Here is a 24,367-nt window from a genome sequence, read left to right on the forward strand (position 1 = left end):
ATAGGAATAGAAAAAGTCCAAATGGAAAAGAAAGCAGGTGCATCGAATATGGCGGAAACGCCGCGGAACGCGTTATGCCCGTGCGGAAGCGGGAAAAAGTACAAGCATTGTTGCGGAAAAAAAGAGGCGGTTTCGATTTCGTCATTGATTGACCGCGAGTTGATCGAATGCATGAATGATATGCGTCAGTTTGTTTTGCAGCGGTATGAGAGGGAGGCGGAAGAGCTTTTAGACCAGTTCCCGCTTGATGAGATGCCGGAGGAACTCGAGCTTGGCGTGCAGATCATGGCGGTGAACTGGATGTTGTTTTGTTGGCCGCTTGATGAAACAGGACAAACGATCTTTTCTGCTTACCGGAAAAGCCGTCATTGGGAGCGGTGGCGCCCGTCCGTTCAGGCTCACATCGAGAGGTGGGAAGGAGCCGTTCCGTCGCTTGGCGAGTTCATCGGCTATGAGGACGACAATCGCCCCGTTGTCCGGGATTTGTTGACGGGAGGGGAAAAGATCGTTCATTTATTGGCTTCCCATCAATGGCCGAGCGTGATCGAAACAGGAGATGTGGTGTTCGGCTTCCTTGTGCCGTACCAAGACGTGTTCACGTGTTTCACAGCGGTGTTTCCGCTCCCGGCGTCAGGGAAAGATCGATTGCTTCGGGCGATTCAACAAGAAGGGGAGTGGAGCGGTCAGCCATCGGCTTTATGGATGCGCGATCGGTTCGTCGCTGTGCTTTCCGATGTGCTCTTGGAGTGGCTTTGGCAGTTCGCCAAACAGTTCAAATGGGATGATCCGAAACAAGCGGCCGTCATTCGCGAGCTCGATGAAAACGAGCTGGAGGCGCCAGCGGCGCTGCTCAATCAAGCGTTCGCCATATGGGCGATCTATTGCGGAAAAACATCCCGCCTCCCTTATTCGGTCCCCGTCTACGCGGCGGCGCTCCGCTATGTGGCTGGGCATTTGATGAAGGCGGAAGGATCGGAGGTGGAAGACATCGCCGATCGGTATGACGTGATGCCAGAAGATGTGCGATCGGCGGCGTTGGATTTTTTCCTGATGGCTGTTGATGATGAAGACGACGAGGAATGGCTCGATGACTGGGAGGAAGACTGGTTCGAAGAGGAAGGGGATGAGCTTGATGCGCGCATCAATGAATGGATCGATGACATCGATCTGATGTTGATGCGTGAAGGATGGGACGAGAAGCGAGTCAACCGTCATATTGACCGCGCCATCCGTTCGTGGCGGAATGAGGGCCTGCTCGAGGAAGTGAATGAAAAAGAATTGCGTAAAGAACTCCGCGATGTAGCGTGGGAGATCTTCACCGATCGGGGATTCATCTAGAAGCTGGCAGAAAAACGGGCGCTGCGCGCAAGTCAGCGGCATTTCGTCAGAAAGGAAAGCCGGTTCCATAAGGGCTCTCTCATTCAAACATCATTGGGCTCAACCCAAGCCCTCTATAAGTAGAAACAGGGAATGGAATGCGTTCCATTCGTGAAACTCCAAAAAAAGCGGCGGGGAACGATCGGTTTTGACCGAATCCATAATGGATTGGGAAAAATGGCTTTGTGCGCGATTCCGACCGTTTTTAATATCTTGGTCGCCGTTTTGGAAAGGAATGATTAGAAGGGAGGATTTTGCATGGCAATCGGCCGAAATGACCCGTGCCCGTGCGGAAGCGGGAAAAAGTATAAGAAGTGCTGCATGAACAAACAGCAGGAGCGTGAAATCAAGCGGGTGCGGCAGCGCCGCTTTTTTGACCAAAAATATGAGCTGTCGCAAATGGTGCAGCGGTTTTTGGATGAATCGCTGTCTTATGATGAACGCGAAGCGGTCAACCGTACATTTCGCCGAATGATCGAACAAAAGGATCATCGTGAAGAGTTGAAGGTGTTTGAGACGCTTTGGCGTTTTTTCCTCCATCGTTATCCGAATGGATTGCGCGGCGTTGAATGGTTTCAACAGGAAAAAGGGCGTCGTCTGTCTCCGGAGCTCAAGGAAATGTTGGACCGCTGGGTTCGGCTTGTGCCGCGCCTTGTGCAATTTGTCGATTTGGATGATGAAGGAGGAGTGGCGGTTGACCGGTTGACGGGCGAGAAACTTCTCATGCCGTATTGCGAGACATTGGAGGTTGTGCGCCCTTGGGGCGGCATGTTTGCCTTTTTGGAGCCATTTGACGGCGGCTATTACGTTTGCGGTGTATCATCGATTGTGGATCCGAAGGGCGTGGAACGGGCGGAAGAGAACATTCGCGTCTTGTTGACGCAAACCGATTGGCCGTATGACAAGGTAGCCGTTGAACATTTTCTCGATATCGTCGATGCAGGCTATCCTCCGAGGGCGGACGATGTGCAAGAGGAGCGCACGCGATGGACGTATGAATACGAATGCCAGGAAGCCGCTGAGGCGATGAGGAAGCTTGCTTCGATCGGACGCGCTCACATTGATCATGACGATGGGGAGAAAGTGGAAGGTTCATGGTGCACCAATGTGTACCATTATGTCGGAGTGATTTCCCCCAAGCCGATTCATGTGTTTGAATTAGGCGGGTCATTATCCGCTCATCGGTCGCGTCTCGTGTTGTCTACCGAGGAGGAAGGGACGGCCGAACAGCTCGTGTCGCTGCTGCAGGCGTTTGGGTATTCCCCAAAAGAACGAAAACGGGGGACAGAAGCCGTTTTGCGCCGAAAAGGGATCGAAAACGTTTCGCTTCATATTGATTCAGACCCAGACTCTCCCCCTTGGGTGGCAACGATGGCCGGATTGGATGTTCAAATGGAAAAAGCCCTTCACACCCCGCTTGAGAAATGGAATGGAAAAACCCCTCACGAAATGGCGCGCGAGGGGCGTGTGCAGGAAGTGGATGAGTGGCTGAAAGAGTATGAATTCCATTTGTTTAACATGCAAGAACGAGCCAATTTGCCGGTGCTCATCGGAGTGAATCCCATTCGCTCCCGTTATGGATTGCCCCCATCTCCGTTTAGCTCATCACATCGTCTTTCGGACTTATGGAAAATGAAATGGATGGGGCCGGAAAGAACCGAGACATTGTTGATCCGCGCGGAATGGGAAGGGATGTATTTTACCGATGACGCATTGGCGTTTTATAACGAAGTCATCGTGAGCGGAGAAAAAGAGGCCAAAGAGGCGTGTTGGGCCGTGGTTTTGCTCGTGTGTGAATATATGACCGGGCGGACGTTTTCATCGTGGGAGGACGTAGGAGAAGAAGACTGGAAACAATGCATCGTCGATCAAATCCCGTCAAGATGGAGTTCGTTTTCATGGGAAGTGGTGAGCCGAGCGCTCGATATGTTGCTTGAGTGGGCCGATTGGCTGGACCGCCGTTATGGAACGAATCATCGAACTGTTATTGGTGCCGTGCTGGAAGAGGTCAGAAGCGAATTGGAACATTGCTTTGCTTTGCTGGATGAATGGAGGGGCGAGAACGGAAAGGGGGATGAGGAACTGATGGCTTGGCAGCTTGCTCGTTTGTTTGGTTTGCCTATTTCCCTTTCCGTCGGTTTCTCGTTTTTCCGCGTCAAGCGTGTGGAACAGGGGAAGGCGGTGCTGGATTGGCTTGCCCATAACCGAACGGTGACATGGGACATTCCGAAGCGGGCAGAGCCGCATCTGTTGCCGGGCATGTATATCGTCGCCGCGACCGATCGCAACGGCAAGCTGGACGATCTTGCCCGCGTATATCCGCCGTCTTTCTCACCGTACGTAGAGCCGTGGCTTCAGGCGCTGCAAGAGTGGCCAGACAAGGTGGAGAAAGAACGGGCTGCGTTTCAAGAGCGCCTGCTTGCCTCGTTGTCCCGTTTGCTTCGCCGGCCGTAGGCGTCCCGATGAATGACGGGGCGCTTGTTTCTCTCGGCTCGGCCTCTATGATTCTCCATTATGCAGGCAAGCCCAATGGTAAGAGTCATTCATATTCTTAGGATTTTGGTCCATCACCATAACGTGTGCTTGAGAAGCAGGGTTTTTCTCGTTTTACCGAGAAACGGATGAGGACGCGAATGATCCAAGAATCCTACACCTTTAGGAGTGCGGAGTGTCAACCGGCATGAAAATCATGGATTGGCTGATTTCTCCTTGGAGAAGGAAATATGGCATGTTTTGAAAAAGCCAAGGGCACCTTTTGATAAAAATGGAATGCGAATCGATGTTCTCGACATGAGCGGCGGAAGTCCCAAAGTGCTTGCGATATGTGTTGCTGAAAGCAGTTCCATCACACGTTGATCGTGAATGTCTCCCCAAAGTGTTTAGCTGGCCCGAGCGTTAGCGTAGAGGGGGAGAACGTTCAATGACTATGATACAAAGAAAGTAGGTAGCTATATGGTGAAGGCATCGCGAAACAATCTTTGTCCATGCGGCAGTGGGAAAACGTACAAGCATTGTTGTGGGAAGAAAGAAGCAGTATCGATAGAATCTCTAATTGACCGTGAAGTGGCCAAATGTATGCAAGATGTGTTTTCGTTTGCGTTAGAGCGATATGAGGAAGAGCTTGCTTTCATGATGTCTGGTTCTCCATTTCAAGGGCTTCCTAACGAGCTGGAGACCAGCGCCAATTTATTGCTGACGAACTGGGCGATTTTTCACAGACACGTTGATGACAAAGGGATGACAATTTTTTCAGCCTATATGAGAAGCCGGCGCCGCACGCGGTGGCGTCCAGCAGTGCAAACTCATTTGAAGCGATGGGACGAGGCGGTTCCGTCGTTTGACGAGATCATTCATATCGAGGATGAGCGGCGTTTCCTTGTACGCGATCTGTTGACCAGAAAAGAAAAGTACGTCCGTTTTTTGACGCCGGAGGAGCTTCCGTCTGCTAGGGAGGGGGACGTGTTAGTAGGATGCCTCGTTCCACATGGGGACGAGTGGGCGTACTTCATGAAGGTGCTGCCGATTCCAAAGAGCGGGAAGGATCGGCTTGCGCGGGCGCTTCAAGCGGAATGGAATCCGGATACGAAAACGTGTGAAGTGTTTTTGCGCGAGTCGTTTCCGGAATTGCTTGAAATAGCGGTCCATGAGCTGTTGTGGCAGCTGCTGAGCGAAAAGGACTGGGGGGATCGAGATCAAGATGATGTTTTTCGCGAATTAAAGAAAAAGGAAGAAACAACCTCCTCCTTAGTGCTCAGCGAGGCTGCGTTCCTTTGGCGCGCATATTGCGAAATGGATGAACCGGTCATCAAGAATCCTGCTGTGTATGCGGCTGCACTCCGTTATTTGGCGAGTGAAATGGCTGGAAGAGAATTTGTCAATATGGAAAAGGTTGCGGAACACTACGGCGTTCCTGTAGAGGAAGTGGAAGCCGCTGTGATGGAATTGTTTTTATTTCGCACAGAGTTGCTCGATGATGGAGATGATGAGGGCGAGAATGATGATGAGTGGCTCTTTGACGATGGGGATGACGGTGATGAGATCTGGTTCGACGACGGTGGGATGGAGGATGGCGATGAGCTGGACCGTGCGATTGAGGAATGGCTTGACCAAGTTGAGGAGTTGTTTGATTGCGAGGGCTGGGACGTTGATCAAGTCCATCGCTTGATCGACAAAGCGATCCGAACATGGAAAAAGGACGGGTTGCTTGAAGGAGTCGATGCAGCTGAGTTGCGCAAGGAGCTCGAGGAGCTCGTCTGGGAGACGTTTGCCGAACGGGGATTTTTGTAAGGCGATGGACAAAGCAGGCAACAAAGGACAGATGGGTGCGAAAGAAGGTGCCCTTGAGAGATGACGGATACCTTCTTTCGCATGCGTTACAATCGGATATAGGCCAGCCGCTCGTTCGCTTCCTCGACGTCAAAGGCATCAGGGTCAAAATCTTCGCCTTTCATGTCGTACATCCAGTCTACCAGCTCGCGCAATTCGGGATCGGCAAGAGAGTCTTTTTGCGCCGCCGCTTCCAGCAGCTCCAGGTAGCCATAGACGCCGCCGCAATCCTCGGGAGGGCACGCCCGTTTTCCTTTCAGGCAAGCGGCGCGTTCCAACGGTTTTGGGAGTGTTTCAATCTTTTCAACAGTGACGGTATGGCGCCAGTAGTCGCCAAAATCGTAAATATATAGAAACTTTTGTTTTTCTTCCGTCAGCCATTGCTGTAATGGGATGCGGCGGGCGTCCATCAGTTCTTTTTCCAGCTGAAACGAATCCCAGCCGTCAGGGATGCCGATGAGAACGCTTCCGAAATCGAATTCGTATAAATGGGCTTGTTCCCATCCCATCGCTTCTTGGATGATGAGATGAAGCTCGTGAAATGTCGCATGTCCGGGAACAAGGACGCGCCGCCAAATCGGCGGGCGGATGCCGTTTAATGTGATTTTCAGCTGGTAGGCTGTTTTGGACCGCCGCCGTTTGGAGGGGGGTGCGCTCTTTGGCGCCTCAACCCATCTGCCGTGTGGACGGTCCCGCTCTGTCGGATGGAACATGGCAGACAATTCGTCGATCAGTTTAGCAAGATTGTCGGGGTTCATAGCCCTCGTCTCCTTTCGGATAAACGTTTTGTATAATAGTAGTTTATCCTGTCCATAGTAGAATTTAAACATTATTGATGGAAATATTGAAATAAAGAAAGATGGGAGAGGAGGATGACGCATGTCGATCGGCTGGAATGACCCATGCCCGTGTGGAAGTAGGAAAAAGTATAAGAAGTGCTGCATGAACAAACAGCAGAATCATGAAATCAAACGGGTGCGCCAGCGCCGCTTTTTTGGCCAAAAATATGAGCTGTCGCAAATGGTGCAGCGATTTTTGGATGAATCGCTGTCTTACAACGAACAAGCAGTGGCGAGACGGACGTTTTACCAAAAAATAGAGGGTATGAAGTATTTGTAATATTTTGGATTTTTTGAAACACTTTGGTGCTTGTTCATTCACCGTTTTCCCAATGGAATGCGCGTCATTGAATGGTTCCAGCGCGACAAAGGACACCGTCTCCCGTTGGAGCACGGAGCGCTTTTGGCGCTTCTGCGTGTTTCTTCATGGGGACGGCTTATCCATTCGGACATCGGTTAGAGAAGCGATGGTGGTATGTCGGCCGTAGCTGGATGGTTCGACTGGGTTGCGCGTTGTGGCTGCTGTCGTGTGAAGAGGCATCATGCAGAAAAAGGAGAGCTATTGTCGGTTGATGGATGCCGCCCCGCTAGTTTTGTCGAGCGGTTTTCCCAAGTGACAGACAGGAAATTCCCCGTTGTGCGCGAACGATATAGTAGACAAATTGGAGACAACGGGGGAGGGAATGCGCATGAGGCGAGGAATATGGCTCGCCCTGTTGTTTTGTTTGCTATGGCTGGCTGCGGCTGCTTGGCCGGTGGGGGCGAAAGGGGAGAGTGGGAAAACCGCTCAGTTGGCGGTGGTGACGGCGGATCAGGTGAACGTCCGCCAAGGGCCGGGGGTGCCATACCGTCCATTGGCGAACGTTCACCGCGGCGAGGCGTATCGGCTGATCGAGGTCAAGGATGGATGGGTGAACATCGAGTGGAAACCGAATCGAACCGGGTGGATCGCCGCGCGGTACGTCGCGTTGGCAAAAGAGACGGCCGTCGTGCAAGAAAACCGACTCCGCCTTCGACAAGAGCCGAGCCGAGATGGGCGAATTATCGGGCATTTGGCGCGGGGAGAAACGGTATGGGTCATCAAGGAAGATGGGGAATGGACGGAAGTGATCGCAGACGGTGCGATCGGCTGGGTGTCTTCAGCATACCTCACTGCGGCTCGGGAGTCATCGATTTCGCATCAAACCGGAATCGTCAACGCCAGTTCGCTCAACGTTCGGGCTGAGCCGTTATTGAAGGCAGCGCGCGTCGGACGCCTTGTCCGTGGTGAAGAGGTCGAGATTGTGGAAAAGAAACCGGGATGGTACAAAATTGCCTCCCAAACAGGGCTTGATGGGTGGGTGTCATCCGCATATGTGCAGGTAAAGGGTGGACAAGCTAATGAAAAGGAAGCGGAAGCGCCCCAGTCGGCTGACCGCTCGCTGCTTTCAGCCATCGCGCCTAGCGACTCCCGCCTTTATGTAGACAGCTGGACGCGCGGTCCTGTTCAGGCGCTGGCCGGAAAAACGATCGTTCTTGACGCTGGCCACGGAGGCAAAGACGGCGGGGCCCAAAGTGTCGATGGCATCAAGGAAAAGGAGTTGACGTTGGAAACCGCCAAGCTTCTGAAAAACAAGTTGCAATCTTACGGCGCCCGCGTCGTGCTGACGCGCTCTAGCGATGAGTATGTGCCGCTGTCCGCGCGCGTGGCGATGGCGCGCCTGTATCAAGCGGATGCGTTTATCAGCCTGCATTATGACAGCGCAGATGACCAACAGGCGAGCGGCATCACCGTTTATTATTACGACCGTTTTGCCGATTACGGCTTAGCGCAATCATTCGAAGACCCGCTTTCCCGATTGGCCGCACTGCCTTTCCGCGGCGTTGCGTTTGGCGACTATTACGTGCTGCGGGAAAACGACAGACCGTCTGTATTGCTTGAGCTCGGCTATGTAAGCAACCGCACAGATGCGGCGACGGTGGCGACAGACGACTATCAGGAAGCAGTGACGGCCGCGATCGCGGATGCGGTTCGGCATTATTTTGAATAAGAAATGATCGTGGAGAAATCGTTGATCGGCGGTCTGTTCGTTTTTGTGATCAATCGGCCGTCATCAAGCAAACGGAAACACGCCGTGCAACCGGGGGGGTGGCTCCTCCCGGTTTTCTTTTGGCCGCAGAGCACAACCGGTGAACTCAGCGGCTAGGCGAAAACAATGAAAATCCCCAGGCGATTCGATATAATGAGAACAAGCGACAATAGCCGCAATGGATCAAAAAGGTGTGAGGAACGATGAAAATCACGATCGCCGGGGCGGGGTATGTTGGGCTTGTGACCGCCGCCTGCCTGGCTGATAAAGGTCATGATGTCATATGCGTGGATGTCAATGAGGAAAAAATTCGGCGGTTGAATGAAGGAATCGTCCCCATTTATGAACCGGGGCTCGAACCGCTCATCCAACGGAACAGCGCCCGCCTTCGCTTTACCACAGACGATGCGGAAGCGTATCGATGGGCGGAAGTGATCATGGTCGCGGTCGGCACCCCGCCGCTGCCGGACGGATCGGTCAAGCTCGATGACGTATGGGAAACGCTGCGCCGCATCGCCGCGTCGGCCGAACGCGACTGCCTTGTGGCCATCAAATCGACCGTGCCAGTCGGTACGGGAGACGAAGCGGCTCGCTTTTTGGCGGAACACGGACGCGGGGGGTGCGTATCGATGTCGTTTCCAATCCGGAGTTTTTGTCACAAGGAACGGCGGTGCGCGATACGTTGCAGGCGCCGCGCATTGTGTTAGGCGTCGAATCGGAGAGAGCTGAGCGGATAATGAAGGACCTCTACGCCCCGTTTGCGCTCCCGTACGTTGTCACCGACCGCAAAAGCGCAGAGATGATCAAGTACGCTGCCAATGTGTTTTTGGCGCTGAAAATTTCGTACATCAACGAGATCGCCAACGTATGCGAGTTGGTAGGGGCCGACATTCAGGCGGTGGCGGAAGGAATCGGCATGGATCCGCGCATTGGCCGCCGCTTTTTGCGCGCCGGCGTCGGCTACGGCGGCTCTTGCCTGCCGAAAGATACGAAGGCGCTTTATGCGTTGGCTGCCTCCCATGGCTATTCGCTCAAAACCGTGTGGGCGGCGATGGACGTCAATGAGAAACAAAAATGGAAGCTTCTTGACAAAGCGCGTCCGCACATCGGAGATTTTCGCAACCGGACTGTTGCTGTGCTTGGCGCCGCATTCAAGCCCGGCACTGACGATGTGCGCGAATCGCCGGCATTGGCGAACATCGAACGGCTCATTGCCGAAGGAGCCGACGTGCGCGTCTGGGACCCGGCCGCCCTCGGTCATGTCTCGCGCCGTTTTGGCGATGCGGTTGTTTGTTGCGAGACAATGGAGGAAGCCATTCGCGGCGCGGATGTTTGTTTCATTTTCACCGAATGGCCGGCTGTGCTGCAATTTGACCTTCACCGTTACAAGACGCTGATGAATCGGCCAATTGTGCTTGACGGGCGCAACTGCTACGACCCGAAACAAGCCGACGCCGCCGGCCTCATCTACGAGTCGATCGGTCGGCCGGTGGGGCATAGGCAGCTGAAAGTGGATCGGGCTGTTGACGTTCTCCAGTGCGCCTCAGCTGCCTTTTTCCACAAACAAAGTGAATAGGGATGCCGCTTAATTGTCCCGTTCGCATCGCCACGACGGCTTTTTTGTAAAAAAGGGAATAAGGCGGTCTGTCCGTTCGATGGAAGTGGGATAGTAGACATGCCGGCGGGCGCGGGGCATCAATCGCCGTTTCAAAGAAAGAGAAGGTTATGTTTCCAGTGGTTTTATGGGAAAACGTGGGGTCGTGGCCCGCCACTTTGAAAGCGGAGACAGGCGGGGAAGAGAGCGGCTGAAGAAGCCGTCTTTTCCCACCGCTATGGGCAGGCGGCAAAAGGAGGGATGTATCATCCGCATTCGCTTAGGTCTGTTTGGTGCGGACGATTCGCTGTCAATTATTCAGGCGGTGGCGCAAGAGTACAAAGAGCTTGTTTGCGTTCCCGTTGTGTATTGGGATGAAAGTGAAGTGATCGATTTGATCCGCCCGCTCGCGTCAGAAGTTGATATGTGGCTGTTTTCCGGACAAGTGCCGTATTCGATCGTCAAGCAGTCCAGTGAGGTCGATGCGCCGCTGTTTTATGTGCCACATATTGGTGCCAGCTTGTACCGCACACTGCTGCAGGCGCACTATACGGAGCAGATTCCGGTCAGCCGGCTTAGTTTTGACACGTACGAGCGCCGCGAAATCGAACGGCTGCTCGAAGAGGCGGGCATCGAGGAGCCGATTCCATACGTCAAGCATTACGAGGGAGGCATTTCGGCCCAGGAACTGTCCGACTATCATTACACCCTTTGGAAACAAGGGAAAACGGAAGCAGCGGTCACCTGTTTGCGGACAGCCCATCTCGAACTGGAGAAACTCGGAATGCCGGTGTATCGGGTATTGCCTGCCCGCTCGGCGGTGGAAGCGGTCATCCAAACCATCATTCGCACCGGACAGATGCTGCAGGTGCAAGATGCGCAAATCGCCGTGCAAATGATTGAAGTCGATGCGATGCAGGCGGCCTCCCCAGAGACATTTTCGACCGATGACATATATCGTCTGGAGATGAAGACAACGGAAAAATTGCTACGGTATGCAAAAAAAGTCCAAGGGTCGCTGAAAAGCGCCGGGCCGGGCCGCTATGTCATTTTTACGACAAGGGGCGCATTAAAAGAGATCACCGATGGCTATAAAACGGTCCCCTCGGCGGAGGAGACGGAGCTCTTGTACAGCGAGGTCATCGCGTGCGGAATCGGCATCGGCCGAACGGCGTATGAGGCCGAAATTCAGGCTGGGAAGGCGTTTTTGCATGCGAAACAAAGCGGACGGGGTGCGTGGATGGTGGTGTTTGATGACGGAACGATCTCGGGTCCGTTAGGAAAAAGTGTGCACCTCCGCTATTCGCTCGGCGGCGGAGAACTGCGGCAGCTGGCGGAGCGGACGGGATTAAGCGCCGCGACGCTCTGCAAATTGAAAGCAATATTGCAAAAACGAGGAACCAACGAGATCGAAGCGCATGAGTTGGCCTCTTACATGGGGATTGTGCCGCGCAGCGCCCGCCGGATTTTAAACCAATTGGAGACCGTGGGCCTTGCCGAAGTGGCCGGGGAAACAAACCCGTATCCGCGCGGGCGTCCGCGCAAAGTATACCGCATTTTCTTATAATTGCTCGATCAGCTTCTGCCTTTAGCGACAGGCAGAAGTTTTTTGTTGTCTTGAAGGCGTTTGTATTATTTGTATTATTTGAAAATTTCATCTGTTTCCATTATAATTAAGGACATATCCGAAAATTATCCGTAATTGGCGTGAGGGGAGGATAGCTTGATTCAAGGGGAACGTCTTTGGCAACGGCTCATGGAACTAGGGGAGGTCGGCAAGCAACCAAGCGGCGGCGTCACGCGCCTCTCGTTCACTGCTGAAGAGCGGCGGGCCAAAGATCTCGTCGCTTCCTACATGCGCGAAGCCGGGCTTTTCGTATATGAAGACGCGGCTGGCAACTTGATCGGACGGAAAGAAGGGACGAATCCGGATGCCACGGTCGTCCTTGTTGGATCTCATCTCGATTCGGTTTACAACGGCGGCTGCTTTGATGGACCGCTCGGGGTGTTGGCCGGCGTGGAAGTCGTTCAGACGATGAACGAGCACGGTGTTGTGACGCACCACCCAATTGAAGTAGTGGCGTTCACTGACGAAGAGGGAGCGCGCTTTCGTTTCGGCATGATCGGCAGCCGCGCCATGGCCGGAACACTGCCGCCGGAAGCGCTCGAGTGCCGCGACGCGGAAGGGATTTCCCTCGCTGAAGCGATGAAACAGGCGGGGCTTGACCCGGACCGCTTGCCGCAGGCAGCGCGAAAACCAGGAACGGTGAAAGCCTATGTCGAATTGCATATCGAACAAGGACGGGTGCTTGAGGAGACAGGACTTCCAGTTGGCATCGTCACTGGCATCGCCGGTCTGATTTGGGTGAAATTTACCATCGAAGGAAAGGCGGAACATGCCGGCGCCACGCCGATGTCATTGCGGCGCGACCCGATGGCGGCGGCCGCCCAGATCATCATAGTGATCGAAGAGGAAGCAAGACGAACAGGGACAACGGTCGGTACTGTAGGACAGTTGCATGTATATCCGGGCGGTATTAATGTCATTCCGGAACGGGTCGAATTTGTGCTCGATTTGCGCGACTTGAAGGCTGAGGTGCGCGATCAAGTATGGAAAGCCATAGCCGTGCGGGCAGAGACGATCGCCAAGGAGCGGAACGTCCGCGTCACGACCGAGCGGCTGCAAGAAATGCCGCCGGTGCTATGTTCCGATGAGGTGAAGCGCGCGGCGGAGGCGGCGTGCCAAAAGCTTGGCTACCCGTCGTTTTGGCTGCCGAGCGGCGCAGCCCATGACAGCGTACAGTTGGCTCCGATTTGCCCAATCGGGATGATTTTTGTCCGCTCCCAAGACGGAGTGAGTCATAGTCCGGCGGAATGGAGTACTAAAGAAGACTGCGCCGCTGGAGCAGAGGTGCTTTATCATACAGTGTGGCAACTGGCCCAAGGGGAATAACGAAAAAGACAAACGAACAGGGGGAGACCATGGATGACAAGTGAAGAAATCAAACGACTCGTCGATGAAGTGAAAACGGACGTCATCGCCTGGCGCCGTCATTTGCATGCCCATCCGGAATTGTCGTTCCAAGAAGAGAAAACAGCGCAGTTTGTCTATGAGACGCTGCAATCATTCGGTCATCTTGAACTTTCGCGGCCGACGAAAACGAGCGTCATGGCGCGGCTCATTGGCCAACAGCCAGGCCGGGTCGTCGCCATTCGCGCTGATATGGACGCATTGCCGATTCAAGAGGAAAACACGTTTGAGTTTGCCTCAAAAAACCCAGGCGTGATGCATGCGTGCGGACATGACGGCCATACGGCGATGCTTCTCGGGACGGCGAAAATTTTCTCCCAGCTGCGCGATGACATTCGCGGTGAAATCCGCTTTTTGTTCCAACACGCGGAAGAATTGTTCCCCGGCGGGGCGGAGGAGATGGTGCAAGCTGGTGTCATGGACGGGGTGGACGTCGTCATCGGCACTCACCTTTGGTCGCCGCTCGAGCGCGGAAAAATCGGCATTGTGTATGGGCCGATGATGGCCGCACCCGACCGCTTTTTCATCCGCATCATCGGCAAAGGCGGCCACGGGGCGATGCCGCACCAAACGATCGATGCGATCGCCATCGGAGCGCAAGTCGTGACGAACTTGCAGCACATTGTCTCGCGCTATGTCGACCCGCTCGAGCCGCTTGTTCTGTCCGTGACGCAATTTGTGGCGGGTACGGCGCATAATGTCCTGCCTGGGGAGGTCGAAATCCAAGGGACAGTGCGCACGTTCGATGAGACGCTGCGGCGCACGGTGCCGCAATGGATGGAGCGCATTGTCAAAGGGATCACCGAAGCGCACGGCGCCTCGTATGAGTTTCGATTTGACTACGGCTACCGCCCGGTCATCAACTACGATGAAGTGACCCGCGTCATGGAGGAAACGGCGTGCGAGCTGTTCGGCGAAGAGGCAGTGGCCCGCTTGAAACCGAACATGGGCGGCGAAGATTTCTCCGCCTTTTTGCAAAAAGCGCCCGGCAGCTTTTTCTACGTCGGCGCGGGCAATGTAGAAAAAGGCATCGTTTACCCGCACCACCACCCGCGCTTTACGATTGACGAAGACGCGCTTGAGATTGGCGTGCAAATGTTTGTCGCGGCGACGTTGAAACTGTTGGCGGGGGCGGAATAGCTGTTTTCGCTTGACATATCCAAGATTGTCAGTTCAAACGTTTGATCCTTGGGTGGCGGGATTGATTGGCGCCGCTGGGTTGCTCACTGCCATGGTGCCAGGGTCGATGATTTTAGTGACAGCATCAACGTTGTGGTGAGTTGGATTCCGTTTGGCCCAGTTACGGTGAAAGAAGGAAAGCGGGCGATGTAGGAGGAAAAGTTGGCGATTGGACATCGTGCTTATCAATGGACGGGGAAAGCAAAGAAGGCATGGAATGCATCCGTGCCTTCTTACATGCTTTATGGTTGTCTAACGTGCATTGAATCGCAACTTTTCATTTAATGTAACATGAGCTTCATCCAAAGTTCGCTTGTTTGGTGAATAAATGATAAATAGCATTTCATCATGATGAATCGGACAGTCGCCGCTGGCTTGACAAAATTTTATCAAGCTGAAGGCAGCCTGCATACGAATGTCCTCTTGAAAATCCGTGTGAATCCCTTCCTCCAGTCCGAATGGATCTTGAAAGTTCGTCATGTTGTTCGACCCCTTTTTCCAATTAGTAGATGGATCACGCTACGTTTACGATGATCGGTCAGCATTGGCCGCTGTTGTGTTTGACTGCGCGGAATAGTTTGCTGCAAGGTGCATTGCATGAACCTTTTTAAATGGCATATGCAATCGATAAGAAAATTAACCAAGGCACCCCAAATTGTTTTACACGATGTAACCCATGTCGTCCAACGCCTGAAACAGCGGATTCGACAACTGACGAATCCCAACTAGATCCTCTCCATGCAGGAGCACATCCAGCGAGTAAATCAATACATCATGGGATGGATCGGATATTTTCAACTCATAAACACCCAATGCTCCGTCTCTTATTGCATCGAGGGTCGAGAGGCATTTTGTTTGCCTAGTCACTGTCGAACTCGGGTGCTTGAAAATAGATGAAAAATAAAGAATAAATTAGTTAGCTTATGAAAAAATAAATGTAAAACGCTTTCTTGATGATTTTTCCGTTTATTTTCAAAAAAATAGCTAATTTTAGCTGTTTGACGGTATGGTGGACCAAGAGTATAATGAGCCTCAAATTAAATAACCATTCATTCCCTAAAGATCGCTGAATCCGAATAGGAGCGGGGGAACCAACCGTGGCTTTGTGCGCCACATGGGGTGAATCCTGTTCAGGACGCCTGTTCTGAACGGGTAGGGTGACTCTCATCACCCGAATCCGTCAGCTAACCTCGTAAGCGTGTTGAGAGAAGGGGGGTATTTCCTATGGCTTGACATAGGCAGCCAGATACCCTCTGGCTGTCTTTTTTTGTTCTTTTTTATAAAAAATATGTAATTTATGTAAAAAATAATAAATTTGGTTTGTTGAGAAATCTTCGTGTATGTATAAGTCAATGTTTCCGAACTTTAAGCGGAAAGATGACAAAAGGCGGAGGGATCACTGATGTGGGATGTGATGATGGTTGTTTTGCTTGTCGTGAGCTTTATTCTCTTTTATGAATTTTCTGTTTGGTGTGATTCCGTGGTGAATGGAGGAGAAGAACAATGATCTGGATAGTAGGGATGGTGATATTGGGGGTATTTTGCTATCTCGTATACGCACTTATTTACCCGGAAAAATTTTGAACTGACGGTCAGATAAATTCAGTTATGAATTGGAATATGAGTGATCACGCGTGAGGGGGAAGAAACATGTGGCATGTCTTTTCGCAATATACACTTATTTTCTTGTTGTTGATCGTTATCGCGGTGCCATTGGGAAAATATTTATATGTGGCTTTCTTTGAAAAAGGAAAGATCGATCGTTTCTTTTCGCCCATTGAAGCGGTGATTTATCGATTATCAGGTATTCGCTCACTAGAAGAGATGACTTGGAAGTCGTATTGTACAGCATTGTTGATCGTGAATGCGGCATTGTTAGGTATATCCTATGGGCTTTTGCGTATTCAACATTATTTGCCGCTTAATGGGGCCAAAGTGGAAAATATGGAGCCGACTCTTACGTTTAACACTGTGGTTAGTTTTATGACAAATACAAACCTGCAGCATTATAGCGGAGAATCTGGATTATCCATTTTATCACAGATGTTATTTGTGACGATGATGATGTTCACGTCAGCCGCCACGGGACTGACTGTTGCTACTGCTTTAATTCGCGCGTTGTCTAAAAAAGGAAAAACGATAGGGAATTTTTATCAAGATTTTGTGCGCGCGAATGTGCGTGTATTGCTCCCGCTATCTGTCATCGTAACGATCTTGTTAGTGGCCTTTGGGGTTCCGCAAACCTTCTTGGCCCGCATGGCTGTATCAACATTAGAGGGAGGCACACAAACGTTAGCGCTGGGACCTGTCGCTTCGCTTGAGTCCATCAAACACCTCGGGACAAACGGAGGGGGATTTTTCGGAGCGAACTCGTCTCATCCGTTTGAAAATCCTCATCCGTTTACGAACGTAATCGAGATGTTATCGATGTGGTGCATTCCAGCGGCTCTGCCTTTTACGTATGGTCATGCTGTAAAAAATCGCAAACAGGGGTGGGTATTGTTTGCGACAATGTTCGTTTTGTTCGTCATGATGCTTGGGGTTGTGTACAATGCGGAACAATCTGGGAATCCCCTTGTGGGCAAATCAGGATTTGCAGCTGACCAAGGAAATATGGAAGGCAAGGAAGTACGTTTCGGCATTCCGCTGTCCAGTTTATTTACGGCGATCACGACAGCGGCCACAACCGGGTCAGTCAACAATATGCACGATAGTTTGACTCCGATTGGGGGGCTCGTTCCGCTGGCATTAATGATGTTAAATAACGTGTTTGGCGGCGATGGGGTAGGGTTTGTGAACATCATGATGTATGCGATGATTGCCGTTTTTTTATCAGGCTTGATGGTCGGGCGTACACCTGAATTTTTAGGGCGCAAGATCGAGCCAAAGGAAATGAAGCTGATCGTCATCGCGTTGTTGCTTCATCCTCTCATTATTTTGGCGCCGTCAGCCATAGCGTTAATGACGCACATGGGGACCGAGGCAATCAGCAATCCTGGCTTCCACGGCATTTCGCAAGTGGTGTATGAATATACATCTTCGGCGGCGAACAATGGGTCAGGATTTGAGGGATTGAAGGATAATACGGCATTTTGGAACATTTCGACTGGTGTTGTCATGCTTTTGGGGAGATATGTTTCCATTATTGCGATGCTTGCGGTCGCTGGGTCTTTGGTCGGAAAACAGCCAGTGCCCGAAACCATTGGAACATTCCGTACCGATACAGCCACATTCGGCGTCATTTTATTTGGGACAGTGTTCATTATCGGAGCACTTACCTTTTTCCCTGTTCTGATCCTGGGTCCGGTGGCGGAATATTTAACCATTCGCTAAGGAGGAAACGTCGAGATGAGAGGGAATGACAATCGCCAATCACTGTTTCAGCCAGAGCTTGTGCGGCAAGCGGCAATAGAGAGCGTCAAAAAGTTAAATCCTCTTGTGATGATGCGCAACCCAGTAATGTTTGTCGTCGAGATTGGAACATTGATCGTGTTGCTTATGCTTTTGTTTCCTCGCTTTTTTAGAATAGAGGATTGGAAATATGAATTAGCGGTATTCGTCATTCTTTTGCTCACGATTTTATTCGCTAATTTTGCTGAGGCTTTGGCGGAAGGACGAGGAAAGGCACAAGCGGAATCGCTCAAGAAAACGAAAGCGGATACGATCGCCAAGCGGATCAGCGCAAAAGGGGAAATAGAACTGGTTGCGTCCACACAGTTGCGAAAAGGGGATATTGTTCTCGTCGAAGCCGGTGATCTCATTCCAGGTGACGGCGAAATCATAGAAGGGTTGGCGTCCATTGATGAATCGGCCATTACTGGGGAATCCGCCCCTGTTATTAAGGAGGCAGGGGGAGATTTCAGTTCGGTGACAGGCGGCACAAAAGTCGTCAGCGATTGGATTAAAGTAAAAATCACAGCCGACCCCGGCGAGTCTTTTTTGGATAAAATGATCTCTCTTGTTGAAGGAGCAACGAGGCAAAAAACGCCGAACGAGTTGGCGCTGAACATTTTGCTTGTGACTCTCACGCTCATCTTTTTGATTGTCGTTGTCACATTAGTTCCGATTGCCCGTTATGTCGGCATCCATTTGTCGATAACAACCTTGATCATCTTGCTTGTTTGTTTGATTCCGACGACCATTGGCGGCTTATTATCGGCCATTGGAATCGCCGGGATGAACCGCTTGACACAATTCAACGTGTTGGCGATGTCCGGAAAAGCGGTGGAAGCGGCAGGGGACGTTACAACTATCGTGCTTGATAAGACGGGAACGATTACGTTTGGAAATCGAATGGCCGCCCAGTTTATTCCTGTTGGCGGGACTACAGAGGAGCAAGTACGGGAAGCAGCCGTTTTGTCTTCGATTAAGGATGAGACACCTGAGGGGCGTTCTGTTCTTGAATTGGCGAAACAGCAAGGATGGAAAGCAGATGTTGCTGAGTATGAACACGAGGAGTTTGTCCCGTTTACTGCCGAGACAAGAATGAGCGGCATGAACGTTCAAGGCATTCCGTATCGCAAGGGAGCGGTGGATGCCATTTCCCGTCATGTCAAACAGCTGGGCGGCCGCATTCCAAGCGATTTGAAAGAAAAAAGCGAACAAATCGCTAAACAGGGGGGCACGCCGTTGGCTGTCTCCGTTGGAGCAGACATCGTGGGCATCATCTATTTGAAAGATACCGTAAAACCGGGAATGCGCCAACGATTTGATGAATTGAGAAAAATGGGGATCAAAACGATCATGTGCACAGGAGACAACCCACTGACCGCTGCAACGATTGCCAACGAGGCAGGAGTGGATGAGTTTATTGCGGAAAGCAAGCCGGAAGACAAGATTCGTGTTATTCGGGAAGAACAAGCGAAAGGGAATTTGGTTGCTATGACGGGGGATGGTACGAATGACGCGCCGGCTTTGGCGCAGGCGGATGTCGGATTGGCCATGAATAGCGGTACGATGGCGGCAAAAGAAGCGGCGAATATGATTGATTTAGACTCCGATCCGACGAAAATTATTGAAGTGATATCCATCGGGAAGCAACTGCTGATGACCCGGGGGGCATTGACCACATTTAGCATTGCCAATGATATTGCCAAATATTTTGCTATTTTGCCGGCTGTGTTTGTGGCCAGCATTCCGCAGATGAAATCGATCGATATTTTGCATCTGCATTCGCCAGCGAGCGCCATTTTATCCGCGTTAATTTTCAATGCGGTGATCATCCCTCTGTTGATTCCGTTGGCGATGAGAGGGGTGCGCTATCAACCGATGTCATCGGAAAAACTTTTGCGTAGAAATATGTTGATTTATGGAGGCGGAGGAGTCATTGCTCCATTCATTGGCATAAAGGTCATTGATCTTGCCCTAGGCCTGTTTATGTAAAAGAGAGGAGGATTTGGCATGAGAAATATTCGCCTTGCTTTGCTCATGATCGTTTTGCTTGGGCTCGGGTATCCGGCAGCGATGACGGGCCTTGCCCAGTTGTTATTTCCTCATCAAGCGAAAGGAAGCATTATTTATGAGAAGGGAAGAGCCATCGGTTCGGAATTGATTGGACAATCATTTCAGGGGGACTCCTATTTTCACGGCCGCCCTTCGTCGATTCAATATGATGCAAGTGCATCAGGTTCACCAAATTATGGGCCTTCCAGCAAAGAAATGATGGAACGGATGGAGAAAGATGCAGAGCAATGGTTGAAAAAAGTTCCTGGAAAGACGAAAAAAGATATCCCTATCGATTTAATCACCAATTCAGGATCTGGACTCGACCCTCATATTAGCCCGGCTGCCGCATTGTTCCAAGTGCCGATGGTAGCAAAGGCAACGGGATTATCGGAGCAACAATTGACCCGTTTGGTCAAGCAGCACATTGAAGGAAGAGCGATGGGCGTTTTTGGTGAACCGCGGGTCAACGTTGTGCGCTTAAATATGGCTGTTCAAAAATTAGTGGAGGAGCGTTCCAAACGGAATGAATCATAAATATAGACGAATGACTCCGGAAGAGATATTGAAGAAAATCGAAAATATGAAGAAAGGCCGCCTCAAAATTTATATTGGGGCGGCCCCTGGTGTCGGGAAAACATTTCATATGTTGAGGGATGCTCACGATGTGAGAGAAAAAGGGATCGATATCGTCATCGGAATTGTTGAAACACACGGACGGGCTGAGACAGAGGCAGAAATCAAAGACTTGGAAATCATTCCTCGCAAGAAAATCCATTATAAAGGAAAAGAATTTGCGGAATTGGATGTCGACGCGGTGATTCGACGCAACCCGGATGTGGTGATTGTGGACGAATTGGCCCATACCAACGCCCCGGGCAGTAAAAACAAAAAGCGCTATCAGGATGTACAAGAAATTTTGCAGGCGGGAATTCATGTTTGGACGGCAATGAATATTCAACATCTAGAAAGTGTTCATGATATCGTTGAGCAAGTAACAGGGGTCCAAGTGAATGAACGCGTGCCAGATTTTATGCTTAGGGAAGCCGATGAAATCGAAGTGATTGATATCACGCCGGAAGCGTTGCGCGAGCGCATTAAAGAAGGGAAAGTATATGGGAAAGAAAAAATTGATCAGGCGCTCAATCATTTTTTTCGCAAGGGCAATCTCGTTGCCTTGCGGGAGTTGACGTTAAGAGAAGTGGCCGATGATATTGAGATGCGTTTGGAGAAAGAGAGAGAAGAACAGGGAATTGAAGAACCGACCGGCATTCATGAAAAAATTCTAGTGTGTGTCAACTATCGGCCAAACGCTGAAAAATTGATTCGACGTGGATGGCGGATCGCTCAACGATTAAACGCCGAGTTATACATTTTGCACATTAAGCAGAAAAGACAATCGCCAGAAAGGACGATAGCAGAATGGGAGAAAATGGCTAAGCAATTTGGCGCCACTTTTCTCGTTCGAGAGGCTGCCTCGCGCCGTGTTGCCCATCAAATCGTGGATGTATGTCGAGAATATAAAATCACCCAGATTGTGATGGGGATGTCTGCTCGGACGAGATGGGAGGAAATATGGAAAGGATCGCTCATTAATGTAATTATGCAGCAACTTAAACATGTTGATGTGCTTGTTGTATCTGACAGATAGAGAAGAGGGGCATCTTTGATCATAGTTCCAAAAGAAGACTCCCGTTCGCAATTCAAGCAATAAGCGGAAGATGAATGTCGGCTGGCGCCAGCCAAAACGTATGATAAAATCAATGTGCATTGCGTACAGGCTGTTGACGGACTTAAGCGGCTAAGCAGCGCACGAGACGAGAGGAAATTCAAAGTGCACGCTGTGCATAGCATTGTCGTCGACCTCCAATCGTGCAAAAACCCCGGGGGATCGACGACAATCTTTTTACACACTTCAAGCCTACAGCCATCGTACATGAACACGATTGACAGAATTTTTGGATTATGGTATTCTGAAAATAACTTTGGAGCAAAAAGATTGATATATCAAGTGCTTTCTGGGGTTTTTATCGTACCTATGAGGGATTGAAACAAGGCTTCCGGGGCGATTTCTTCAAAAGCGCCCGGGTTTTTATCGTACCTATGAGGGATTGAAACTCCGGGTACTTGTGCATGAGCTTCCGAACCTTCGCGTTTTTATCGTACCTATGAGGGATTGAAACATGTCCGCGAATTTGTGGAGACGCTGACGCCGGACGAGTTTTTATCGTACCTATGAGGGATTGAAACGCCAAGAAACACAATTGGCAATCGCAGCTCGGGCAGCGTTTTTATCGTACCTATGAGGGATTGAAACGTAGGTGGAGGATGAGAGGATGCAGACTCCGGCTGTCCAGTTTTTATCGTACCTATGAGGGATTGAAACTCAACCCCACAGTCTGTCTAAAAAGTCATCGGTCGGTTTTTATCGTACCTATGAGGGATTGAAACTATTCTCTCGCTGTCTTGGCGATTGGCTGGCTTCCGTTTTTATCGTACCTATGAGGGATTGAAACGCTACATTTGAAAGCTCTTGAGTAATTTTCAACTTGTTTGTTTTTATCGTACCTATGAGGGATTGAAACTATCCGCTCATTGATGACCCACATTCCGGACATTTGAGTTTTTATCGTACCTGTGAGAGATTGAAACCTTCGTGTTTTGTGCGAACGATCGTCGCAATAAACGCTTTTCATCACACCGTAAGCAACTCCATGGAGCGCACATAGGTTTAAATCTGTGCGGTGGAGAGAGGTTAAGAGTTGGCGAAGATGACTGAAAGAGATGAATCAGCATTCGCGGGCTATGTCTGTGCGATACCGGCGATCCGCTTCTGCCGTTTGTTTTAGGCAGGAGTTTTTTATTGTTATACAGCCGCTTTATGTCCATCCCGAATTGTCGTTCCAGGAAGAGAAAACGGCGCAATTTGTGTACGAGACGCTGCAATCATTCGGCCATCTTGAGTTGTCGCGGCCGACGAAAACGAGCGTCATGGCGCGGCTCATTGGCCAACAGCCAGGCCGGGTCGTCGCCATTCGCGCTGATATGGACGCATTGCCGATTCAAGAGGAAAACACGTTTGAGTTTGCCTCAAAAAACCCAGGCGTGATGCATGCGTGCGGACATGACGGCCATACGGCGATGCTTCTCGGGACGGCGAAAATTTTCTCCCAGCTGCGCGATGACATTCGCGGTGAAATCCGCTTTTTGTTCCAACACGCGGAAGAATTGTTCCCCGGCGGGGCGGAGGAGATGGTGCAAGCCGGCGTCATGGACGGGGTGGACGTCGTCATCGGCACTCACCTTTGGTCGCCGCTTGAGCGCGGAAAAATCGGCATTGTGTATGGGCCGATGATGGCCGCACCCGACCGCTTTTTCATCCGCATCATCGGCAAAGGCGGCCATGGAGCGATGCCGCACCAAACGATCGATGCGATCGCCATCGGAGCGCAAGTCGTGACGAACTTGCAGCACATCGTCTCGCGCTATGTCGACCCGCTCGAGCCGCTTGTTCTGTCCGTGACGCAATTTGTGGCGGGTACGGCGCATAATGTCCTGCCTGGGGAGGTCGAAATCCAAGGGACAGTGCGCACGTTTGATGAGACGCTGCGGCGCACGGTGCCGCAATGGATGGAGCGCATTGTCAAAGGAATCACCGAAGCGCACGGCGCCTCGTATGAGTTTCAATTTGACTACGGCTACCGCCCGGTCATCAACTACGATGAAGTGACCCACGTCATTGAGGAAACAGCGCGTGAACTATTGGGCGAAGAAGCCGTCGCCCGCTTGAAACCGAACATGGGCGGCGAAGATTTCTCCGCCTTTTTGCAAAAAGCGCCGGGCAGCTTCTTTTACGTCGGCGCCCGAAACGAAGAAAAGGGGATCGTGTACCCGCATCACCATCCGCGCTTTACGATCGACGAAGACGCGCTTGAGATTGGCGTGCAAATGTTTGTCGCCGCGACGTTGAAACTGTTGGCGGGGGCGGAATAGCTGTTTTCGCTTGACATATCCAAGGAGGGAGAGAAGATGAAAAGCATCCGTTGGTTAATGATTGTCCCATTTATCGGCATGCTCGGCGGCGTTCCTTTTGTGAATCAAGTGACTCCGTACGTGTTTGGCATGCCGTTGCTTCTCTTTTGGCTGGTCGCTTGGGTGATCGCCACTTCGGTTATCATGGCCATCGTGTATCGTTTTGACCCTGCGGTGAAGGAGGATGAGCAGACATGAACTCGGCCTTAGTGATGATTTTTGCTTTCTTGTTGCTGTCTCTTTATCTAGGGGTGCAGGCGCGAAAAGGAAAAGACATGAATTTGGAGCAATGGACCGTCGGTGGCCGCGGGTTCGGAACGATTTTTGTGTTTCTCTTGATGGCCGGCGAGATTTATACAACGTTTACCTTCCTTGGTGGGAGCGGTTGGGCCTATGGAAAAGGGGGGCCGACGTTTTACATCATTGCCTACGGCTGCCTGGCCTATGTGTTATCGTATTGGATGCTTCCCCCGAGTTC

The 24,367-nt window shown here is 51.3% G+C and carries 18 protein-coding genes, 4 pseudogenes, 1 CRISPR repeat array and 1 riboswitch; of the genes and pseudogenes, 19 read left to right on the forward strand and 3 right to left on the reverse strand.

All coding sequences use genetic code 11. The features are described 5' to 3' along the window. Positions 1-21: 21 nt before the first annotated feature. The 3 genes from ACVX3G_RS03960 (at position 22) to ACVX3G_RS03970 (ending at position 5,664) form a co-directional block, all read left to right on the forward strand. Positions 22-1,338: an SEC-C domain-containing protein gene (locus ACVX3G_RS03960; protein WP_020279252.1), complete on the forward strand. Its 1,317-nt coding sequence runs from the start codon at positions 22-24 to the stop codon at positions 1,336-1,338. A gap of 297 nt (positions 1,339-1,635) precedes the next feature. Continuing rightward, positions 1,636-3,831, forward strand: a complete 2,196-nt coding sequence (locus tag ACVX3G_RS03965; RefSeq protein WP_479454580.1) for a YecA family protein — start codon at positions 1,636-1,638, stop codon at positions 3,829-3,831. Positions 3,832-4,329: 498 nt separating this feature from the next. After that, on the forward strand, positions 4,330-5,664 hold the full coding sequence (locus ACVX3G_RS03970) for an SEC-C domain-containing protein (protein WP_014195141.1): 1,335 nt from the start codon (positions 4,330-4,332) through the stop codon (positions 5,662-5,664). Between the two features lie 86 nt (positions 5,665-5,750). Here the strand turns inward: ACVX3G_RS03970 and ACVX3G_RS03975 are convergent, their stop codons facing one another. Then, a complete protein-coding gene (locus ACVX3G_RS03975; RefSeq protein WP_011232727.1) occupies positions 5,751-6,461 on the reverse strand; it encodes a plasmid pRiA4b ORF-3 family protein in 711 nt (236 codons plus the stop codon). Positions 6,462-6,582: 121 nt separating this feature from the next. Between ACVX3G_RS03975 and ACVX3G_RS03980 the strand changes: the two are divergent. The 7 genes and pseudogenes from ACVX3G_RS03980 to ACVX3G_RS04010 form a co-directional block, all read left to right on the forward strand. Then, positions 6,583-6,627, forward strand: a pseudogene (locus ACVX3G_RS03980) (SEC-C metal-binding domain-containing protein); the annotation flags it as partial. Positions 6,628-6,645: 18 nt separating this feature from the next. Further along, on the forward strand, positions 6,646-6,822 hold the full coding sequence (locus tag ACVX3G_RS03985) for a hypothetical protein (RefSeq protein WP_014195142.1): 177 nt from the start codon (positions 6,646-6,648) through the stop codon (positions 6,820-6,822). Between the two features lie 409 nt (positions 6,823-7,231). Next, on the forward strand, positions 7,232-8,572 hold the full coding sequence (locus tag ACVX3G_RS03990; protein ID WP_025039105.1) for an N-acetylmuramoyl-L-alanine amidase family protein: 1,341 nt from the start codon (positions 7,232-7,234) through the stop codon (positions 8,570-8,572). Positions 8,573-8,814: 242 nt separating this feature from the next. Next, positions 8,815-10,187: pseudogene (locus tag ACVX3G_RS03995) on the forward strand (UDP-glucose dehydrogenase family protein). A 256-nt stretch (positions 10,188-10,443) separates the two neighbouring features. After that, on the forward strand, positions 10,444-11,772 hold the full coding sequence (locus ACVX3G_RS04000; protein ID WP_014196895.1) for a helix-turn-helix domain-containing protein: 1,329 nt from the start codon (positions 10,444-10,446) through the stop codon (positions 11,770-11,772). Between the two features lie 156 nt (positions 11,773-11,928). Then, a complete protein-coding gene (locus ACVX3G_RS04005; RefSeq protein WP_033026504.1) occupies positions 11,929-13,158 on the forward strand; it encodes a hydantoinase/carbamoylase family amidase in 1,230 nt (409 codons plus the stop codon). A gap of 33 nt (positions 13,159-13,191) precedes the next feature. Then, on the forward strand, positions 13,192-14,376 hold the full coding sequence (locus ACVX3G_RS04010) for a M20 family metallopeptidase (protein ID WP_033026498.1): 1,185 nt from the start codon (positions 13,192-13,194) through the stop codon (positions 14,374-14,376). A 323-nt stretch (positions 14,377-14,699) separates the two neighbouring features. On the opposite strand, the pseudogene ACVX3G_RS04015 reads toward ACVX3G_RS04010, so the two are convergent. Both ACVX3G_RS04015 and ACVX3G_RS04020 read right to left on the reverse strand, forming a co-directional pair. After that, positions 14,700-14,895: pseudogene (locus ACVX3G_RS04015) on the reverse strand (tryptophan 2,3-dioxygenase family protein); the annotation flags it as partial. 180 nt (positions 14,896-15,075) lie between these two features. After that, on the reverse strand, positions 15,076-15,228 hold the full coding sequence (locus ACVX3G_RS04020) for a hypothetical protein (RefSeq protein ID WP_223812699.1): 153 nt from the start codon (positions 15,226-15,228) through the stop codon (positions 15,076-15,078). On the opposite strand from ACVX3G_RS04020, the gene ACVX3G_RS04025 reads away from it, so the two are divergent. The 9 genes and pseudogenes from ACVX3G_RS04025 to ACVX3G_RS04065 all read left to right on the forward strand — a co-directional run. Next, on the forward strand, positions 15,187-15,312 hold the full coding sequence (locus ACVX3G_RS04025; protein ID WP_241771934.1) for a hypothetical protein: 126 nt from the start codon (positions 15,187-15,189) through the stop codon (positions 15,310-15,312). The genes ACVX3G_RS04020 and ACVX3G_RS04025 overlap by 42 nt on opposite strands. Positions 15,313-15,469: 157 nt before the next feature. Next, positions 15,470-15,628: riboswitch (cyclic di-AMP (ydaO/yuaA leader) on the forward strand. 308 nt (positions 15,629-15,936) lie between these two features. Continuing rightward, positions 15,937-15,999, forward strand: coding sequence for a K(+)-transporting ATPase subunit F (gene kdpF / locus ACVX3G_RS04030; protein WP_367779365.1), 63 nt, complete (start codon positions 15,937-15,939; stop codon positions 15,997-15,999). A 66-nt stretch (positions 16,000-16,065) separates the two neighbouring features. Then, entirely contained in the window at positions 16,066-17,748 is a 1,683-nt protein-coding gene (gene kdpA / locus ACVX3G_RS04035) for a potassium-transporting ATPase subunit KdpA (RefSeq protein WP_011232718.1), read from the forward strand. A gap of 15 nt (positions 17,749-17,763) precedes the next feature. After that, on the forward strand, positions 17,764-19,797 hold the full coding sequence (gene kdpB / locus ACVX3G_RS04040) for a potassium-transporting ATPase subunit KdpB (RefSeq protein ID WP_011232717.1): 2,034 nt from the start codon (positions 17,764-17,766) through the stop codon (positions 19,795-19,797). Positions 19,798-19,815: 18 nt separating this feature from the next. Next, positions 19,816-20,394, forward strand: a complete 579-nt coding sequence (kdpC, locus tag ACVX3G_RS04045) for a potassium-transporting ATPase subunit KdpC (protein WP_011232716.1) — start codon at positions 19,816-19,818, stop codon at positions 20,392-20,394. Next, positions 20,384-21,508: a KdpD-like non-kinase potassium sensor gene (gene kdpDN / locus ACVX3G_RS04050; RefSeq protein WP_011232715.1), complete on the forward strand. Its 1,125-nt coding sequence runs from the start codon at positions 20,384-20,386 to the stop codon at positions 21,506-21,508. The genes kdpC and kdpDN overlap by 11 nt, the downstream gene beginning before the upstream one ends. A gap of 372 nt (positions 21,509-21,880) precedes the next feature. Then, positions 21,881-22,509: direct repeats of the CRISPR family, unit length 30 nt; unit sequence GTTTTTATCGTACCTATGAGGGATTGAAAC. A 153-nt stretch (positions 22,510-22,662) separates the two neighbouring features. Continuing rightward, a complete protein-coding gene (locus ACVX3G_RS04055) occupies positions 22,663-23,850 on the forward strand; it encodes a M20 family metallopeptidase (protein WP_223812554.1) in 1,188 nt (395 codons plus the stop codon). A 36-nt stretch (positions 23,851-23,886) separates the two neighbouring features. Continuing rightward, positions 23,887-24,087 (forward strand): DUF3311 domain-containing protein, encoded by a 201-nt coding sequence (locus ACVX3G_RS04060; RefSeq protein ID WP_011232711.1) that lies wholly within the window; start codon positions 23,887-23,889, stop codon positions 24,085-24,087. Next, positions 24,084-24,359 (forward strand): annotated as a pseudogene (locus ACVX3G_RS04065) (sodium:solute symporter family protein); the annotation flags it as partial. The gene ACVX3G_RS04060 and the pseudogene ACVX3G_RS04065, both read left to right, overlap by 4 nt. Between the last annotated feature and the right edge of the window lie 8 nt (positions 24,360-24,367).

The sequence above is a fragment of the Geobacillus sp. PLS 41 genome (genome assembly GCF_056494105.1).

Bases quoted from the DNA above. Each gene is read 5' to 3' on its own strand.
- kdpDN (WP_011232715.1), top strand. From the start codon at position 20,384: ATGAATCATAAATATAGACGAATGACTCCGGAAGAGATATTGAAGAAA.
- ACVX3G_RS03965 (WP_479454580.1), top strand. From the start codon at position 1,636: ATGGCAATCGGCCGAAATGACCCGTGCCCGTGCGGAAGCGGGAAAAAG.
- ACVX3G_RS04055 (WP_223812554.1), top strand. From the start codon at position 22,663: ATGTCTGTGCGATACCGGCGATCCGCTTCTGCCGTTTGTTTTAGGCAG.
- ACVX3G_RS04010 (WP_033026498.1), top strand. From the start codon at position 13,192: ATGACAAGTGAAGAAATCAAACGACTCGTCGATGAAGTGAAAACGGAC.
- ACVX3G_RS03975 (WP_011232727.1), bottom strand. From the start codon at position 6,461: ATGAACCCCGACAATCTTGCTAAACTGATCGACGAATTGTCTGCCATG.
- ACVX3G_RS04000 (WP_014196895.1), top strand. From the start codon at position 10,444: ATGGGCAGGCGGCAAAAGGAGGGATGTATCATCCGCATTCGCTTAGGT.
- ACVX3G_RS04060 (WP_011232711.1), top strand. From the start codon at position 23,887: ATGAAAAGCATCCGTTGGTTAATGATTGTCCCATTTATCGGCATGCTC.
- kdpC (WP_011232716.1), top strand. From the start codon at position 19,816: ATGAGAAATATTCGCCTTGCTTTGCTCATGATCGTTTTGCTTGGGCTC.
- kdpB (WP_011232717.1), top strand. From the start codon at position 17,764: ATGAGAGGGAATGACAATCGCCAATCACTGTTTCAGCCAGAGCTTGTG.
- ACVX3G_RS03970 (WP_014195141.1), top strand. From the start codon at position 4,330: ATGGTGAAGGCATCGCGAAACAATCTTTGTCCATGCGGCAGTGGGAAA.
- ACVX3G_RS03990 (WP_025039105.1), top strand. From the start codon at position 7,232: ATGAGGCGAGGAATATGGCTCGCCCTGTTGTTTTGTTTGCTATGGCTG.
- ACVX3G_RS03985 (WP_014195142.1), top strand. From the start codon at position 6,646: ATGAACAAACAGCAGAATCATGAAATCAAACGGGTGCGCCAGCGCCGC.
- ACVX3G_RS03960 (WP_020279252.1), top strand. From the start codon at position 22: ATGGAAAAGAAAGCAGGTGCATCGAATATGGCGGAAACGCCGCGGAAC.
- kdpA (WP_011232718.1), top strand. From the start codon at position 16,066: ATGTGGCATGTCTTTTCGCAATATACACTTATTTTCTTGTTGTTGATC.